The organism is Marinomonas sp. THO17, from assembly GCF_040436405.1.
Lineage (GTDB): Bacteria > Pseudomonadota > Gammaproteobacteria > Pseudomonadales > Marinomonadaceae > Marinomonas.
The window spans coordinates 3237238-3254820 of record NZ_AP031575.1 but is presented as its reverse complement, the minus strand read 5'-3'; the positions used below and the strand labels follow the sequence as shown (position 1 = coordinate 3254820).

Annotated in this window: 18 protein-coding genes; 11 read left to right on the top strand and 7 right to left on the bottom strand. The window is 44.2% G+C overall.

All coding sequences use genetic code 11. From position 1 onward, the window contains the following. Positions 1-19: 19 nt before the first annotated feature. The gene (gene trpD, locus ABXS85_RS15400; RefSeq protein WP_353667410.1) at positions 20-1057 is read right to left on the bottom strand and encodes an anthranilate phosphoribosyltransferase; all 1038 of its coding nucleotides are present in this window, start codon (positions 1055-1057) and stop codon (positions 20-22) included. 9 nt (positions 1058-1066) lie between these two features. Beyond that, positions 1067-1645 carry an aminodeoxychorismate/anthranilate synthase component II gene (locus tag ABXS85_RS15395; RefSeq protein ID WP_353669783.1) on the bottom strand — a complete coding sequence of 193 codons (579 nt, stop codon included), beginning with the start codon at positions 1643-1645 and terminating at the stop codon, positions 1067-1069. Between the two features lie 351 nt (positions 1646-1996). Here ABXS85_RS15395 and ABXS85_RS15390 point away from each other — a divergent pair, with 351 nt between their 5' ends. Both ABXS85_RS15390 and ABXS85_RS15385 read left to right on the top strand, forming a co-directional pair. Then, a complete protein-coding gene (locus tag ABXS85_RS15390) occupies positions 1997-3328 on the top strand; it encodes a magnesium transporter (RefSeq protein ID WP_353667409.1) in 1332 nt (443 codons plus the stop codon). 42 nt (positions 3329-3370) lie between these two features. Then, positions 3371-4483: a mechanosensitive ion channel family protein gene (locus ABXS85_RS15385; RefSeq protein ID WP_353667408.1), complete on the top strand. Its 1113-nt coding sequence runs from the start codon at positions 3371-3373 to the stop codon at positions 4481-4483. Between the two features lie 81 nt (positions 4484-4564). Here the strand turns inward: ABXS85_RS15385 and ABXS85_RS15380 are convergent, their stop codons facing one another. Next, positions 4565-5245: a phosphoglycolate phosphatase gene (locus tag ABXS85_RS15380; RefSeq protein ID WP_353667407.1), complete on the bottom strand. Its 681-nt coding sequence runs from the start codon at positions 5243-5245 to the stop codon at positions 4565-4567. Then, positions 5245-5916 (bottom strand): ribulose-phosphate 3-epimerase, encoded by a 672-nt coding sequence (rpe, locus tag ABXS85_RS15375; RefSeq protein WP_353667406.1) that lies wholly within the window; start codon positions 5914-5916, stop codon positions 5245-5247. The genes ABXS85_RS15380 and rpe overlap by 1 nt, the downstream gene beginning before the upstream one ends. 152 nt (positions 5917-6068) lie before the next feature. On the opposite strand from rpe, the gene ABXS85_RS15370 reads away from it, so the two are divergent. Then, positions 6069-6986: a DUF3530 family protein gene (locus tag ABXS85_RS15370; protein ID WP_353667405.1), complete on the top strand. Its 918-nt coding sequence runs from the start codon at positions 6069-6071 to the stop codon at positions 6984-6986. Positions 6987-7023: 37 nt separating this feature from the next. On the opposite strand, the gene djlA is transcribed toward ABXS85_RS15370, so the two are convergent. Then, entirely contained in the window at positions 7024-7815 is a 792-nt protein-coding gene (gene djlA / locus ABXS85_RS15365) for a co-chaperone DjlA (protein WP_353667404.1), read from the bottom strand. A 127-nt stretch (positions 7816-7942) separates the two neighbouring features. Between djlA and lptD the strand changes: the two genes are divergently transcribed. From lptD to ABXS85_RS15325, 8 genes are read left to right on the top strand one after another with little or no spacing between them, the layout of a single operon-like run. Continuing rightward, on the top strand, positions 7943-10198 hold the full coding sequence (gene lptD / locus ABXS85_RS15360) for an LPS assembly protein LptD (RefSeq protein ID WP_353667403.1): 2256 nt from the start codon (positions 7943-7945) through the stop codon (positions 10196-10198). Between the two features lie 2 nt (positions 10199-10200). Next, positions 10201-11448: a peptidylprolyl isomerase gene (locus tag ABXS85_RS15355; protein ID WP_353667402.1), complete on the top strand. Its 1248-nt coding sequence runs from the start codon at positions 10201-10203 to the stop codon at positions 11446-11448. A 7-nt stretch (positions 11449-11455) separates the two neighbouring features. Continuing rightward, positions 11456-12472 (top strand): 4-hydroxythreonine-4-phosphate dehydrogenase PdxA, encoded by a 1017-nt coding sequence (gene pdxA, locus ABXS85_RS15350; RefSeq protein ID WP_353667401.1) that lies wholly within the window; start codon positions 11456-11458, stop codon positions 12470-12472. Further along, the gene (gene rsmA, locus ABXS85_RS15345) at positions 12469-13269 is read left to right on the top strand and encodes a 16S rRNA (adenine(1518)-N(6)/adenine(1519)-N(6))-dimethyltransferase RsmA (protein ID WP_353667400.1); all 801 of its coding nucleotides are present in this window, start codon (positions 12469-12471) and stop codon (positions 13267-13269) included. Before pdxA ends, rsmA begins: the two co-directional genes overlap by 4 nt. Continuing rightward, positions 13270-13644, top strand: coding sequence for a Co2+/Mg2+ efflux protein ApaG (gene apaG, locus ABXS85_RS15340; protein WP_353667399.1), 375 nt, complete (start codon positions 13270-13272; stop codon positions 13642-13644). A 12-nt stretch (positions 13645-13656) separates the two neighbouring features. Continuing rightward, on the top strand, positions 13657-14484 hold the full coding sequence (locus ABXS85_RS15335; protein WP_353667398.1) for a symmetrical bis(5'-nucleosyl)-tetraphosphatase: 828 nt from the start codon (positions 13657-13659) through the stop codon (positions 14482-14484). After that, entirely contained in the window at positions 14481-14801 is a 321-nt protein-coding gene (gene glpE, locus ABXS85_RS15330; protein ID WP_353667397.1) for a thiosulfate sulfurtransferase GlpE, read from the top strand. The genes ABXS85_RS15335 and glpE overlap by 4 nt, the downstream gene beginning before the upstream one ends. After that, positions 14785-15894 (top strand): tRNA nucleotidyltransferase, encoded by a 1110-nt coding sequence (locus ABXS85_RS15325; RefSeq protein ID WP_353667396.1) that lies wholly within the window; start codon positions 14785-14787, stop codon positions 15892-15894. The genes glpE and ABXS85_RS15325 overlap by 17 nt, the downstream gene beginning before the upstream one ends. On the opposite strand, the gene folB is transcribed toward ABXS85_RS15325, so the two are convergent. After that, positions 15891-16250 (bottom strand): dihydroneopterin aldolase, encoded by a 360-nt coding sequence (gene folB, locus ABXS85_RS15320; RefSeq protein WP_353667395.1) that lies wholly within the window; start codon positions 16248-16250, stop codon positions 15891-15893. The genes ABXS85_RS15325 and folB overlap by 4 nt on opposite strands. Next, entirely contained in the window at positions 16243-17289 is a 1047-nt protein-coding gene (tsaD, locus tag ABXS85_RS15315; RefSeq protein WP_353667394.1) for a tRNA (adenosine(37)-N6)-threonylcarbamoyltransferase complex transferase subunit TsaD, read from the bottom strand. The genes folB and tsaD overlap by 8 nt, the downstream gene beginning before the upstream one ends. Positions 17290-17583 lie beyond the last annotated feature (294 nt).

The following is a 17583-nucleotide window of genomic DNA, read 5'->3' as shown; positions in this document are numbered from 1 at the left end:
CTTTCTCCTCGCAATTCTTTTATGAGTTAGTGTCCATAAAACAACGTGTAAAACTGGCTAATTCAGACATTTTAACTTTCGCTGTGCCCCCGCCAATAACATCTTCGGCAATACTTACTCCTTCAGCTAGAGTGGATGCAACACCTGAAACGTAAATAGCTGCACCTGCATTTAAGGCCACAATATCGCGAGCAGGATTCACTTTACCCTTGCCATCTAAAGCGGTTTTTATCAGGGCCAGACTCTGCTCAGCATCGTAGGCATGTATATCTTCAATTGACTGCAACGAGATACCAAAGTCTGTTGGTTGAATCTGATATTCAGTAATCTCACCATCTTTCAATTCCGCCACATAAGTCGGTGCAGCAATACTGATTTCATCCAAACCATCAACCGAATGCACTACCATCACATGTTCACTGCCTAATGCTTTTAGCACTTCAGCTATCGGACGCACCCACTTCTGATGAAAAACACCCATCACTTGCCGTTTCGCGTTGGCTGGATTCGTTAGCGGACCTAACAAATTAAAAATGGTTCGGGTCGCCATTTCCTTTCGTGGCCCGACAGCATGTTTCATAGCGGCATGATGATTAGGGGCAAACATGAAGCCCAAGCCAATCTCTTCGACACAGCGGCAAACTTGTTCCGCATTTAATCCAAGATAAATACCAGCATGTTCTAATACATCCGCACTGCCAGACTTGGAAGATACTGAACGCCCCCCGTGCTTGGCAACTTTACCGCCAGCGGCAGCGACCACAAAAGCGGATGCGGTCGAAACATTAAACAAGTTACCTCCGTCTCCACCTGTACCACAAGTGTCCACAACACCATCTATCGGTAAACTGACTTTATTAGACAAATCACGCATCACCTTGGCGGCGGCGGCAATTTCATCTACCGTTTCACCTTTCATGCGTAGCGCTATCAAAAAGCCGCCTATCTGTGCTGGTGTCGCTAGACCTGTCATGATTTGAGTCATTACGGCTTGCATGTTTTCTGCACTCAGATCTTGATGTTCTACAACGGCAGCAATTGCTTTTTGAATCTCCACCAGACTCTCCTATCGTTTTAAAAAATTAGCTAATAAAGCGTGTCCCGCCTCGGTTAGTATAGATTCTGGATGAAACTGCACTCCTTCAAGCTCCATCTCTTTATGACGAATGCCCATGATTTCATCAAGTTCGAATTGCTCATTTTGCGTCCAGGCTGTTACTTCAAAACATTCTGGCAAAGTGTCTTGCGCCACGACTAAAGAATGGTAACGGGTGGCTGATAGAGGATTTACTAAATCTGTAAAAACCCCATGGTCTTTATGGTATATCCTTGATGTTTTACCATGCATAACATTTTTAGCACGAATCACTTCGCCGCCAAAGACCTGCGCAATACTTTGATGACCTAAGCAAATACCCAAAATGGGAATTTTACCCGCAAATGCTTGAATGATCGCCATAGAAATACCCGCTTCATTCGGTGTACAAGGTCCTGGAGAAATGACCAAATGTGAAGGTGCTAAAGCTGCTATTTCCGCTACCGTAATCTGGTCATTACGATGTACTAATACTTCAACACCTAACTCACCAAAATACTGTACCAAGTTGTAGGTGAAGGAATCGTAATTATCTATAACTAGCAACATGATTAAGAATAAATCCATAACAAAGCTAAAGTTTGCTGGTTTTGCAACCACAGACAATTAGCTTATCTATAAGCACTTATCAGGCCTTTCTTCATACAAAAGACCATTTTGAAGAGGCTGAATTCTACACGGAAGCAGAGTTACTGTCTCTGTAAGTCAAACAAAAAAACCTTAGGTTGTATTTTTCGCCATGCCGTCACAGACCCAACATACAGTCCTAGACCCAATGTGGTGACTGGTCAGCCTGTCACATCGAATGAATCTCTCGAAAAAACAAAACCTTGTTTGATATTACTAGACATATCACGCAAACTATTGATTTTGCTTCTTTGTCAGCTTTAGAGAATGCCAATGCATAGCCAAGTCACCCTATTGATTGAACATCTTATTCAAGATGAACATTCACCAGAGTCTATCAATAAGTTAATGGCGGAATACAGCCCTGACGATGTCGCTCTGGCATTGGAATCCATCCCTCTTGAACAACGCCGCCAAGCATGGGCCAACATTAAACAAGCAAATCGCTTAGACATCCTTGTTGAAATGCGTGGCGAATCTCGTCAACTATTGCTCAAAGAACTTGACGACAGCGAAATCGAAACCCTATTCGCAGACGTTGATGCCGAAGGCCTGTTGGAAATTACCGACTCCTTACCGGATCGTTTTGTCGATCTGGCCCTTAGCCAGATGGACAATAAGCAACGTGAATACTATCAACAAGGTATTGTTTACCAAGATGACCTTGTGGGTCGTTGGATTGATCACGAATTACTCATCGCTTCGCAATCCATTCGTGTTGGCGAAGCCCTAAGACTGCTAAAGAAAACCGTACCGGATTACACCGACATGATTTACTTAGTCAACCGTACAGGTCGTTGGGTAGGTTGTGTAAAATTCAATAAACTTTTCAAAGCACAAGATCACGAGCCCGTGTCCAATCTTATGGATGAAGAATGCACCGTCATTCAAGCTGAAACAGAACGTATAAAAGCCTCAGAAATGTTAGAAAAATCAGGTTTTTCAGCATTACCAGTAGTAGACCAAAACTTAGTATTGCTAGGGCGTTTTCACGTTGGACTAGCACTGGAAACCTTACGTTTAGAAAACGAAGCTCAACAAATGTCGACGGCGGGGTTAAACGAAGAAACGGACCTCTTCGCCCCCGTTAAACAAAGTGCTGCGAGACGTGGCATATGGTTAGGCATTAACCTCTTAACGGCTTTCTTAGCGTCAGCCTTTATCGGCCTATTTGAAGCTACCTTGCAACAAGTGGTTGCCCTTGCAGTGTTGATGCCTGTAGTGGCTTCTATGGGAGGGATTGCGGGCAGTCAGACACTTACTTTGATAGTACGTGGTTTAGCCCTTGGTCAAATTACACGAAGCAATCTCAAATCCTTACTCGGTAAAGAGCTAAAAGTAGGTTGGCTAAATGGTATTGTCTGGGCCATCATCATAGGTATTATTTCTTACTGGTGGTTTAGTAACCCTATGTTAGGCGCTGTGATCGCCATGGCCATTATCATTAATATCTTGATGGCTGCCTTATCAGGCGTTTTGATTCCTGTCTTACTGGATAAACTGCGCATTGATCCAGCCCTATCGGGCTCAGTCATTCTCACCACAGTCACTGACGTGGCTGGTTTCGTTGCTTTTTTAGGATTAGGCACCCTCTTGTTACTTTGAGATAGCAGAGTTTTTTTTACATTCACCACATAGAGATTTGTTATGAATTGGGAAACGGTACAAATGTATTTTGGTCTAGGCGATACCGAAATGCATTGGGTAGCTCGCGTATTTTTAGTCGTATTCGGCACACTAGTGGTTAACTTTGTTGCTAGCCGTTTACTAATGCGTCTAAACAACCAGTTAGAACGCACCAAAACACCTTGGGATAACGTACTCATTATCGCAGCACAAAAACCCATCGGGGTATTTATCTGGCTGGTTGGACTCAGTGTAGCGGCAGAAATATCCGGCACAAACCTTGACCCTGATTTATCCTCTTTGATTAATGCCGTTCGTGAAGTCGGTGTGATTGTCATTCTAACTTGGTTTATTTTGCGCTGCATTTCGCAAAGTGAAAAAACGATTACTAGCTCCAGCAAGGTTAAAAATAAAGTCGATTACACCACCGCCAACGCCATTAGTAAGTTGCTTAGAGCGTCTGTCATCATTACGGCAGCGTTAGTTGTCTTACAAACTCTGGGGTATAGCATTTCCGGTGTACTGGCTTTTGGCGGTATTGGTGGTATCGCAGTAGGCTTCGCAGCCAAAGACCTGCTCGCCAATTTCTTTGGTGGCCTAATGATATATTTGGATCGCCCTTTTGCAATTGGTGACTGGGTTCGCTCACCCGATCAAAATATTGAAGGCACAGTGGAGAACATAGGTTGGCGTCAAACGCGTATTCGTACCTTCGACAAGCGTCCCTTATATGTACCCAATTCCACATTCTCATTGATCTCGGTAGAAAACCCATCACGTATGACGCACAGACGTATCAATGAAACCATTGGCGTGCGCTACAATGATTTTTCTTTATTGCCTAACATTTTAAAAGACATTAAAGAAATGATTGCCAATCATGAAGATTTAGACACAGAGCAAATTTATATGGTGAACTTCAATCAGTTCGGCCCATCGTCATTAGACTTTTTCATTTACGCCTACACCAAAACAGTGGATTGGCGAATCTACCATGAAGTGAAACAAGATGTGTTGTTCAAAGCCATGCAAATCATAGAGCAACATGGCGCAGAAGTGGCTTTCCCAACTCAAACCTTGCACTTTGGTAATGATGGGCAGATAAGTTTTAGCAATAACGCAACAGACAAGTAAGCCCAGTTCAATCAAGCTCATTTAAAAATGAAAAGGCGCTAATAATCTTAGAATGAGCGCCTTTTCATTAATGAATAAAAATCAAACAAGGAGTTCCGCAAGGTCATCGATCACAGCATCGGCCCCCAAGGCTTTTAGGTCTATTCCTTGGTGGTAGCCATAGGTCACTAATGCGGATTTAAAGCCAGCATTTTGCGCGGCTTTAAAATCGGTAATCGAATCCCCCACCATCAAACAACTTTGTGGTTCCGCCTCTATAGATTCGCTGCAATGCAATAAAGGCATGGCAGACGGTTTTTTTTCTTCCAGTGTGTCACCACCCAAAAACCACGCAAATTGTTCGGTAAGTTGGAATTTATCTAGAATAGGTTGAATAAACACGCTTGGCTTGTTGGTCACTAATGCAACAGGCACTCCATTGTGTTTTAGAGCCTTAAGTATTGCTACTGCATTTGGATACAAGCGGGAATGATCAGTAAGATGCTGATGATAATGCAACAAAAACAAGCGATAGGCTTCTTCATGGCGCTGCGGATCCAACTCCGCCCAGTCTAATGCTTGTTCAATCAGTTTAGCCGCTCCTAACCCAACCCATTGGCGCACCTTATCTTCACCCGCTAAAGGGGCACCAAACTCAACAAGAAAAGCATCCACAGCCGCCGCAATGTCAGGCACACTATCTAATAAGGTGCCATCCAAATCAAAACACACAAGGTCTGGCCAACCTTCAAACCATTGTTTGAAATACTTAGGTGTTTTCATTAACGCACACTCGCCAGCTCGGCTCGCATCGCATCAATCACCGCTTTATAATCTGGCTTACCAAAAATAGCAGAACCAGCAACAAAGGTATCTGCACCAGCTCTGGCCACTTGTGCAATGTTCTTTTCACTGACACCCCCATCGACTTCTAGGCGAATATTGTAGCCACTGGCGTCGATCAGAGTTCGAGCCTCTTGCAACTTCTCCAATGTGCCTTGGATAAATTTTTGCCCACCAAAGCCTGGATTCACAGACATCAACAACACCATATCCACCTTATCCATTACATGTTTTAGATGGTGCAAGGGGGTTGCGGGATTAAACACCAAACCGGCTTTACAGCCGCCGTCTTTGATCATTTGTAATGAGCGATCTATGTGCTCACTGGCTTCAGGGTGAAAGGTAATATAAGACGCTCCCGCTTCAATAAAATCACCTATCATACGATCCACAGGCTTTACCATTAAATGCACATCAATGTCCGCTGTCACACCATGCTTACGCAACGCTTTACAGACCATAGGCCCAATCGTTAAATTGGGGACATAGTGATTGTCCATGACATCGAAATGTATGATGTCTGCACCGGCTTCTAACACTTGATCAACCTCTTCTCCTAAGCGAGCAAAGTCGGCAGAGAGAATCGAAGGGGCAATGATAAAGTCATTCATATCTGGCTCCAGCAATGACAAAATAAATGCGATAAGGAAATGATGATAAGCGCGCTATCTCAGCTTGATGTTACTCACCTTTCCCTAAAGGCTGTTATCAACAGCAAATTTGGTTTATTTTAACAAGGTGGAACAAAGAAGTATTGAAAACAATGAAGAAAATTCTTCTCTTAACGAACCTAGTCTTGCTGTGTGCCCTCGCTAGCCTTACTCGGGCAGAAAGCTCAAGTGGTGACACGCCAGCAACAGAATACGTTACGCCACAACCGCAAGCAGAAAGAATTGCCGCCCTAGAAGACAGTCTTAAAGAACGTCAACTAGAGCATCAAATCCAATCTTTAGAAGCCAGCGGAGGGAGTTTTCTTGCCCTTTATCAAGATGCGATGACCTCTTCCACGCAAGGTTGTGTCATTCTTTTACATTCTGACAATGAACATCCAGATTGGCCAGACGCCATCGCACCGTTACGTGATAAATTGCCGGAATACAGTTGGTGCACCATTGCCATAGAAGTGCCAGATATTGTTAAACGCGGGCAAACAACACCGAAAACCCTCACCACAGATAGTGAAACAACTGAAACGATTACACTGGCAAACCAGGACATTGTTTTTGCACGTATACAAGCGGCCATGACCTTGGCACAAAATAACGGTGTCGACTATTTTGCTTTAGCCGGATATCGCACTGGAGCAAGTTATGCCTTGGTCTTTCTCGCACAAAATCCTACTTTGGCAAACGCTCTCGCGCTCATCGACATTCAGGCACCCCCTAATATCTCAGCGTATCAAATCGCACAATTCATTAGCAGCGTTCCACAAGCCATTTTGGACTATTACCTAAGCCGCCCTAATCGCAATAACCTGTTTGCCAATTGGCGCAAGCAAGCTGCCGCAAAACGTCAAACCGTTAATGGTGAGTTCATTCAAAAAGATGCCATTCCAGACCGCGCAAGAGGGCAAGATAGCCAAGCCTTATTAGTACAAAGAGTGCGAGGTTTCTTGAAGCAGAACACAAAACAAATTACTCAACGCCGCCCTTTACCCCAAGTAAATAAGGGGCTTTTTTAATCGCCCCTTATTTATTCAAGTTCGGTTAACAGTCTCGCTATGAACGCGATTTCTTAATCAACTCATAAGCCGATTGAATTTCTTGAGTACGCTCTTTGGCGAGCTCAATCATTTCTTTTGGCAAACCTTGCGAACTGAGTTTGTCAGGGTGATTCTTACTCATCAGGCGACGGTAGGCTTTTTTGATCTCAGCATCTGTCATTTCTGGTTTCACACCCAGTGCCTCATAGGCGGACTTAAGCAAATCTTTAGAGCCCATGCTATTGCCAGTCGACTGATATCCCTGACGGAAATGTGCCTGTTGCTTAACCTGAATATGCAGAGACTCAAATTCGGCAACTGAGATGCCTAAGATCGCACAGACTTTCGAAACAAACGACTTTTCTTCTACACTAAAATGTCCATCAGCATAGGCGGAAACCAATAACACTTCTAATAAGGTTCGGGTCAAATCCCCAGGCCCGACAATCTCTTTAAAGCGATTCAGTTCCGCAGTGAAATCAAAGTTGGCTGATTTACCTTCATTGAATAAGCGTTTGGCCTGCTCTTGCGCCTGTGGTGACAAACGAAGACGCTGCATAACCGATTGCGCTAACTGGATTTCAGCCTCAGAAACCTGGCCATCAGATTTGGCAAGACGTCCCATCAACAAAAATAAAGTACGAAAAAAAGTCTCTTGCTGTAGCAGTAAATTACCTCGTCTTACGCCATTAAAAGCACCGCCAGCTTGTGCTCTATCCAGCATCATGCCAACAAAAAAGCCAAGTATTGCACCAAGGATATTACTCATTAAGATGTACCCCAAAATGGCACATACAAATTTCCACATAAAGATATTTCTCCAGAATCGGTAGCCCCTATGGGCCTGCATAGATTATCATTTGTCTTATTACGTGGAGCCTCACTCGGCAGCCTCCGACTTCGGACAATAATTTCGGTAAATAAGTATACCCTGCATGGTTAAACATTTACGCAACTACGCTCTGTTTTTTCAAGGTCTTTTCATATTGCCGCTGGCACATGCGCAAGTGAACCAATGGGATTGGGCACCAAGAGAATCATTAAGTGCTAAACAGCAAGCGCAACTCAACCAATACTGCCAAGGCAGTTATCTCAACCAGTGGCAAGCCAGCAAGAGCGAAAATACAGTATTGCAAGCGGACCTCATTACTCGCGATAAAATGGGTATTATACATTTAGAAGGTGACGCCACTGTAAAGCAGCCTGAGTCTCATCTAATGGCTGACTCTATTTCAGGCATTCCACAAGAATACTACCAAGCCTCAGGTAACGTCACATTAAGAACCAAAAACGAGCTCATTCGCAGCAGTAAAAGCTATATTTCCAGCAATGGTGATACTGCCACCGAATTTTCAGACGCCAAGTTCCTTAGTCACAGCAGCAAGGCTCGCGGCCAAGCAAAAGCACTGATACAAGAAAATGACGCTGTCATTTTTATTGAAGAAGGTTTTTTCACTACCTGTGAACCCAATCAAGAAAGCTGGAGCCTTTATGGCAGTTCCATTGAACTTAATGCAACCACAGGCTTTGGTACCGCCAAACACGTTCTAGTACGAATTGCTGACGTGCCAATTTTCTACTCTCCTTGGCTAAGATTCCCAATCGACGATAGACGACAAACGGGCTTTTTGTTTCCCAGCATTGGCTATTCCAATAATGACGGCTTGAGCCTATCCGCCCCTTTTTACCTAAATTTGGCAAGCAACTTTGATGCAACCTTAACGCCTAATTTGATTCAGAAAAAAGGCCAAGGTATTGATGTGGAATTTCGTCATCTCAGCCCATATGGCGAAACCAGCTATGAACAATCGAGTTTTTTTGACGATGATGAAGGGGAGCAAACTCTTCTAAAGCTTACTTCTAAGCAGACACTTAATGCTCATATTAGTAGTGGATTCACCTATGAGTCCAATCCTACTGAAACTAAGTTTCCAGAAGCCAATACCACCTCCATTGGAGAAAAAGACCATTATCAAAGAACAGCCTATATCAATGTTAATAACGGAAACTTTTACAACACACTGACCTATCTAACCTATCAAACACCTGATAGCTCAGATGACGCCCCTTTTGAGTGGAAACCAAGACTTGCTAGCTCTTACCAAATTGCGAACAGTCTATTAAATTACTCAATTAACCTTCAATACACTGACTTCTACGACCCAGAAGAGAATAATTTTGATGGTGAGCGTATAGCCCTAAATCAAGACATTAACTTTGATTTAGGGAATGATTGGCTAACCTTCACTCCGGGGGTATTAATACAAAATCGCGACTATCAACTTCACTATTACTCATCGGATACAGATATAGACACCTCAGTCAATCATGTTACGCATTACCTAGATACTGCGTTGGCTTTTGAACGACGTTTTACTGATGACTATGGTACTTGGCGACAAACCCTATCTCCAAGGTTGAGCTATCTTAATTCTCCGTTTGAATCACAATCCGATATCCCAGATTTTGACGCCAGTGAATCAACACTCACTTACTCGTCTGCTTTTAATCATAAACGCTTTAGTGGCAACGATAGAATTGGTGATACTGAGCAAATCACTTTTGGCTTAGAAAGTCGTCTATATGATGAAAACAATAATGAAAAATGGGCATTAAAAGCGGGTCAGGTCTTTTATTTAGACGATAGATATGTTGCTGTAAGTGGGTCAACAGACAAAACCATCAGCCGGCAAGATAGTAAGCGCAGCGACTTACTTTCCTCTGCAAGTATGTATGGTGATAATTACACGCTAACCGCCAATTTGAATGTTGACGCTGATGAAGAAGAAATCAACCTGGCTCAGCTTGTTGCCAGCATTACCCCGGCACAAAGAGTCAAGGTCAATCTGAGTTACCTGTATACCATCAATAATTCAGATCCGGATGATAATGCCAAACAAGCTAGCTTTGGTACCATATTTCCGCTTAATCGAAACTGGTCAGCCTTTGCCCAATACACTTATGACTTCATGGACGATGAAGCCAGTAAACAAATTTCTGGTTTGGGTTATGAAAACTGCTGTATTAAGGTATCGCTCAGCTATCAAGATTGGATTGATGACGATGATGTCAGAGATCGCGGTGTGTTTTTACAATTTATTTTACGTAGTTTGAGTACAGCAGGTCGTGCTAACAGCGATGCATCAAGCATAGCTGACACCTTCTGGAATCAAGGAAAAGTCGGATATTAATTATGAAGTTATTTTCTTTTTTCACCCTTACACTAGCCTTAACATTTTCCACTTTAACGCAGGCTAACACTGAAAAAATTGACGGCATTGCTGCCATTGTGGACTCTTCCGCCATTTTAGAAAGCGACATACAAAACCGTTTTCAGATTGTAAAGGATCGTGTTCCAGGCGGAATCATGACAAATAACATTCATCGTCAAATTTTAAACCAACTGATTGATGAAACCCTGCAAGCCAATTATGCCCAAAAAATCGGTATGCGAGCCTCCAGTTCCGACGTCGATAATGCCATTCTGAGCGTGGCTCGAAATATGAATCTTGATCTACAAGGTATGAAAGCCGTACTCGCCAGCAAAGGCATTAACTATTCACGCTATCGCAAACAGATTGAGCAGGAAATCCTCATCAACAATATCAAACGCGAAATTATCAAACGTCGCATTGTCATTTCAGAGCAAGAAATTGATGACTATTTAAGCTCAGAAACCAGCATCACCAAAGATAAGGATCAGGTGCATCTTCGACATATTTTGATTCGTGCCAGCAACCCAGAAGAAGCCAAACAAGAAATCGACAACATTGCTTCTAAGATCCAATCAGAAGACGACTTTATCCAACAGGCCGTTGCCAAATCCGCGGGACAATTTGCCATTGAAGGTGGGGACCTAGGTTGGCGCCCAATGAATCAGCTCCCACCTCTTTTCGTCCGTGCTTTGGACGCAGAGCAGGGCCCTCTTGTTGGTCCACTACAAAGTAACGCGGGCTACCACCTATTATGGGTAATCGATAAGCGTTCAGCATCAGTGACCTTACAGGAGCAAACGAAGACTCGCCACATTTTGGTTCGCCCCAATGAAATTCGTGACATGACCCAAACCAAAGCCTTTGCAGACAATCTTTATGATCAGTTAAGCAAGGGCGCCGATTTTGCCGAATTAGCCAAAGAGTACAGTGAAGATCAAGGTTCCACTCTGCAAGGTGGCGACCTTGGTTGGGTAACACCTGGCACTATGGTTCCTGCCTTTGAAGACATGATGAACGCCACTCCAGTTGGTGACATCAGCAAACCCTTCCGTACTCAGTTCGGTTGGCATATTTTACAAGTTGAAGGCCGTCGTGAAGCGGATATCAGTGATCAAGTAAAACGTAGCAATGCCAAGCAAGCGTTAACACGTCAAAAACAAGACATAGTACTTGGCAACTGGCTAGACGAATTACGTGCCGATGCCTTCATCGACATCAAAGGCTAACTCCATTATGTCAGACGCGTTGGTCAATCTTCCTATCATTGCCATTACCTCAGGGGAACCTGCTGGTATTGGCCCTGATATTATTCTGCAAGCCTTATCAGAACATAGTTTTAACGCTCGCTTGCTGATTTTGGGAGATGAGCTGTTATTTAAGCAAAGAGCAGCAAGCCTAAAGATTGATATCACCATTCAGGTTATCTCATCTGCTGAAGATACGCCTGTTCATCAACTAGGCTCGCTCTGTTTAATGTCTGTCCCTTTGGCAAAACCTTCCATAGCAGGTGAACTCGATGTGGCGAATGCGCCTTATGTGCTAGAAACCTTAAGACGAGCTTGCCAAGGTTGTCTAGATAAAGAATTTGATGCCCTTGTCACCCCTCCAGTTCACAAAGGAATCTTGTGTGAAACTGGACAACACTTTTCGGGACACACGGAATTTTTCCAGCAGCAGTGCCGCTCACCTCACGTGGTGATGATGCTAGCAAGCGATGTGATGAAGGTGGCCTTAGTAACTACTCACCTACCACTAAAAGAGGTGTCAAATGCCATTACCGAGGAAACCATACGCAAAGTCGCCCTTGCCTTACATCAGGATTTACAAAGCAAATTCGGCATCGCTAAACCACGTATTTTAGTCTGCGGTCTCAATCCTCATGCGGGCGAAGACGGCCATTTGGGTAATGAAGAAATCCAAGTCATTGGCCCTGCTCTTGATCGCCTGCGCAATGAAGGTCTCGATCTAATTGGTCCATTACCTGCAGACACCTTGTTTACCGATAAATATTTGCAACAAGCCGACTGCGCTCTGGCCATGTATCACGATCAGGGATTACCTGTGTTAAAATATTCAGGATTTGGTAATGCCGTCAACATCACGTTGGGGTTACCCATTATTCGTACGTCCGTAGATCACGGCACAGCGATTGATTTAGCTGGCACAGGTGAGGCCAATCATGGCAGCCTAAAAGTCGCCATCCAACATGCCATAGACATGGCTAATAACGTAAAAAAGTTTCCTAAATGAGTAAAGCACAACCTCACAAAGCCAGAAAAAGATTTGGCCAAAATTTCTTACATGATCATGGCGTAATTCGTCGTATCCTGGCTTGCATTGCCCCTAAAAAAGGACAACGTATTGTTGAAATCGGCCCAGGAAAAGGCGCTTTGACAGAGGGTATCATTAGCGTTACGGAACGCATGGATGTGGTTGAGCTTGACCGTGATCTGATCCCAATTTTAAAGGTGAATTTATTTCGTTACCCAGAATTAACTGTTCATGAAGCGGATGCCATAAAATTTGACTTCAGTGCATTAGCAAGTGATGATCAGGCCATTCGTGTGGTCGGCAACCTGCCCTACAATATTTCCACACCACTGATTTTCCATTTACTGAGTCAGGCCAGTATCATTGAAGACATGCACTTCATGTTGCAAAAAGAAGTGGTTGACCGTCTTGCCGCTCGTCCGGGTGATAATCTCTACGGTCGACTCAGTGTCATGGCACAATATTATTGTGCGGTGGATTCTTTGTTTGTGGTTGGGCCAGAGTCTTTTGATCCAGCACCAAAAGTGGACTCTGCTATTGTTCGCATGACACCATATAAAACGCTACCTTATCCAACTGAAAACGTTAGTAAACTGGAGGAAGTAGTGCGTGTTGGCTTCCAGCAGCGTCGTAAAACACTGCGTAACAACTATAAAGGCGTATTGGATCAAGATGACTTTGCTGCGTTAGATATTGACCCTAGCCTGAGACCAGAGCGCTTGGATCTTGCCGACTTCGTAGCCATCACCAACTACCTTCTCAAGAAGGACAGTTAAATGGAAAAATACGATATCGTTGTGGACGTCAGAACCGAATATCTTGCTAGACAATCTACACCTGCAGAATCTCGTTACGTATTTGCTTACCACATCACCATCACCAACTGTGGTGAGCAAGCGGCAAAATTGCAGACCCGTCACTGGATCATCACCAATGGCGATCAGCAAGTTCAAGAAGTGAAAGGCAGTGGCGTCATTGGCGAATACCCTTATTTACGTTCTGGTGAGTCATACCAGTACACCAGTGGCACAGTGATTGAAACCGTGGTGGGCGTCATGCATGGCAGTTATCAATTTATTGCCGACGACGGCACAGAATTTTCTGCCGACATCCGCCCTTTCACCTTATCTGTCCCCAACAAAGTACACTGAGGATTCGATTCTATGGCAACCTATGTGATTGGTGACTTACAAGGCTGCTTAGAGCCATTAGAGCGGCTCCTAAAACACATTCAATATCAACCGAATCAAGACGCACTTTGGTTTGCTGGTGACCTTATTAATCGCGGCCCCGAATCATTAAATACCTTGCGCTTTATAAAGTCTCTCGGCAATACAACTAAAGTTGTATTGGGCAACCACGATCTGCATTTATTGGCAGTGTCTTATGGTCATGGCACACTTAAAAAAGCCGATACCCTAAGCGATATACTGATGGCCAGTGACCGTGATGAACTCTTGGAATGGCTTCGCTATCAGCCACTCTGTCACTATGATGCCGAGCTTAATGTGATCATGACACACGCAGGTATTCCACCCTGCTGGAGTCTTGAACAAACGCTTGCCTTAGCAAAAGAAGTGGAAACCAAACTGCAATCTGACACGGTTGATGAATATTTTGCAGCCATGTATGGTAATACACCGAACAAGTGGCGTGATGATTTGATTGGCTTAGATCGTTTGAGAGTCATCACTAACTATTTGACTCGAATGAGATTTTGCAAAGAAAACAGTAAATTAGACTTAAAATCAAAAGAAGGCATTAATACAGCAGCTAAAGGTTTTGCACCTTGGTTCAGCTACCCAAGTCAGGTACCAGAAAACTGCCATATTGTGTTTGGACATTGGGCAGCCCTTGAGGGGCAAACTCATCTCAAACACATTCATGCGCTTGACACAGGATGCGTTTGGGGGGGCAGTCTAACTGCTTTACGACTGGAGGATAAGGAACGCTTCAGTATGCCTTGTACACTCAATCGGAAAAACCCATGACCTATACTTGTATCGATATCGCTGACGCTTTGCCCATTTTGGAAGACAATGCTGCCATCGTTGATATTCGCGATTTAACCAGCTACCAAAATAGTCATATGACCAATGCCATTAATCTTAATAACGATAATGTGCAGGACTTCATCGACAACACCGACAAAGAACAACCTATTATTGTTTGTTGTTATCACGGCAACAGCAGTAAAGGTGCCGCGGAATACCTTGCCTCACAAGGTTTTAAGGAAGTGTATTCACTAAATGGTGGCTTCAGCCAATGGAGCGCCATGTTCCCAGAGCAATGTGAAATCGGCCAATAACACCATGACTTATCAAGTGTATCTGGTGGGCGGTGCGGTCCGAGACGCACTACTTGGTCTCGATGTCGTCGACCGTGACTGGGTCGTCACTGGCGCCATACCAGAACAACTTGAACAACAAGGCTATCAACAAGTTGGCAAACAATTTCCCGTGTTTCTTCACCCGGTAAGCAAAGAGGAATACGCCCTTGCTCGACGGGAGAAAAAACAAGGACAAGGCTATACTGGTTTTATCTGTGACTTCTCTCCATCCATTAGCCTTGAAGAAGACCTTGAAAGACGTGACCTGACCATTAATGCGATTGCGCAAGCGGAAAACGGCGAACTGATCGACCCTTTTCATGGCCAGCAAGACATTGCCAACAAATGCTTACGTCACGTTTCTGATGCTTTTGTGGAAGACCCTTTGCGAGTTCTCAGAGTGGCTCGTTTTGCCGCACGCTTTAAAGAGTTCAACTTTCACATTGCAGCTGAAACCATGAGGTTAATGCAGACCATTAGTACTTCAGGAGAATTAGCAAGCTTAAGCCCTGAACGAGTATGGCGAGAATTAGAAAAGGCCTTGGCAACATCACATCCCCTGACTTTTTTCCATGTCCTCATAGAGGCCAAGGCAATGTCGTACTTATTTACTGAATTAGTCTGGCCAAAACCTCCTGTTAGCGAAACGCAATTACTGGCATTGGATAAAGCACAACGCTGGGCAATGATCTGTCAGCACACGCCATTGGAGCAACTTAACAGGTTGCAAAACGCATTACGTTGTCCAAATCAGTATAAAAATTTAGCCCAGCAAGTGCGTAGTTTTATTGAACAACATGCCATCGGCATGACAGCTGAAGCGTGGCAAGCATGGTTAATGTCGGTCAGCGCCATCAAAAAACCACAAGCATTCGATAAGCTGGTTCAAGTGTTAAGTTTAATAACATCAACGCAAGCGAAAGACTGGCAAGCGCTGCGTTTGGCCATTGCCAAACTCAACGCCACCGATTTGATCAAACAGGGCTTTAGCGGTGCCGAGCTTGGGGAAGCTCTGCGCAAGGAACGAATTAAAGCCCTACAAGTGCTCGATTCACCCTTACTTAAAAATTAATCTGTAAAACGTCGATACAGCTTTACGCCAACGGCATTGGCAGCAGGCACGGCACCGGGTTTTCGCAAGGTTAATCGTACTGCCTGTAAATGAAATTGCTGAGCCAGATCCTTTAATAAACGCTCCGCTAAGGTTTCGATCAATTCAAATTGATGATCCAGACAGTAGGACAAAATAAAATTGGCAATGGCTTCATAATCCAATGTTTTACTAAGATCGTCTGTGGCAGCAGGCAAACGATTGTCATGCTCCATTTCTAAATCAAACACCAAATCCTGCTGAATCTCCTTTTCCCAATCGTAAACACCAATCACAGCCTTGGCTTGCAAACCTTCAATAAAGACGAAATCAGCCATGCGCTACCTCATTCAAAGGCGGCAAATCTGACAAGGGCCAACGTGCACGAATGGATAAATTCAGCTCAGAAGACTGACCATCCAACAAGCGCTGAGCACCTGCATAGGCGATCATTGCCCCATTGTCCGTGCAAAACTCTGGGCGCGCGTAGAAGACACTGGCTTTCATTTTTTTCAATTGAGTTTCCAGTTGTTCACGCAATCTTTTGTTAGCGCTGACGCCACCGGCAATGATCAGACTTTTTAGTCCCTCTGACTCTAAGGCGCGACGACATTTAATCACTAGCGTATCGACTATCGCCAATTCAAACGCCAAAGCAGCATCGGCTTTAAACTGCTCATCGCAACGACCTTCGTCTAAGGCGTCATGTACAGCAGTTAAGAAAGCGGTCTTTAGACCACTAAAACTGAAATCCAAACCTGGACGATCTGTCATAGGACGCGGGAATTTCAAACCAGATTCTTTATTACCTTGTTCTGCTAACTTGGCAATCTGCGGCCCACCAGGATAGGGCAAACCTATCATTTTTGCCGCTTTATCAAAGGCTTCCCCCGCGGCATCATCCAAAGATTGACCGAGCAGCTTATATTGTCCAATGCCATCCACACGTACCAGTTGCGTGTGGCCACCCGACACTAATAAAGCAATAAAAGGCATGCTTGGTTGAGTTTCCTCTAGCATAGGTGCCAGCAGATGGCCTTCCATATGATGCACCCCCAAAGCAGGGATATTGAGTGCATAAGCCAATGAACGGCCAATAGTTGCCCCTGCCATCAAGGCTCCCACCAAACCTGGGCCACTGGTGTACGCCACGGCATTCAATTCTTGTTTACGAATACCCGCTTGCGCTAATACCTCATCGATAAGCGGTAATGTTTTACGAACATGATCTCGTGATGCCAACTCAGGCACAACACCACCGTACTCCGCATGCTGAGCAATCTGCGAGTAAATTTTGTGCGCTAACAAACCCTTTTCGGTATCGTAGATGGCGATACCAGTTTCATCGCAAGAGGTTTCAAGACCCAATACTTTCATCGAAACAATCTCATTCTATAGTTGCGCTGCATTGTACCTCAGTTCCTCATCGCTTGGCAGCGTAGCAGAACAACAGACTGGACAATGCTTGGTCAAATCATTATAATGCGCGCGTTTTCAATGTTTATTTAAAAGGCAGGTGATTTTTCTCGTTTGGTTCTGAACACCACACAACTTTCAAAAAGTGAATGTGATAGGTGAAACAACCGAACACCCTATGTTAGAAAATTGATACACACAGACGAAAGTTATCGTCTTCAAGGGTTAGAAAAATCGGCCAACTTTGGCCCACTC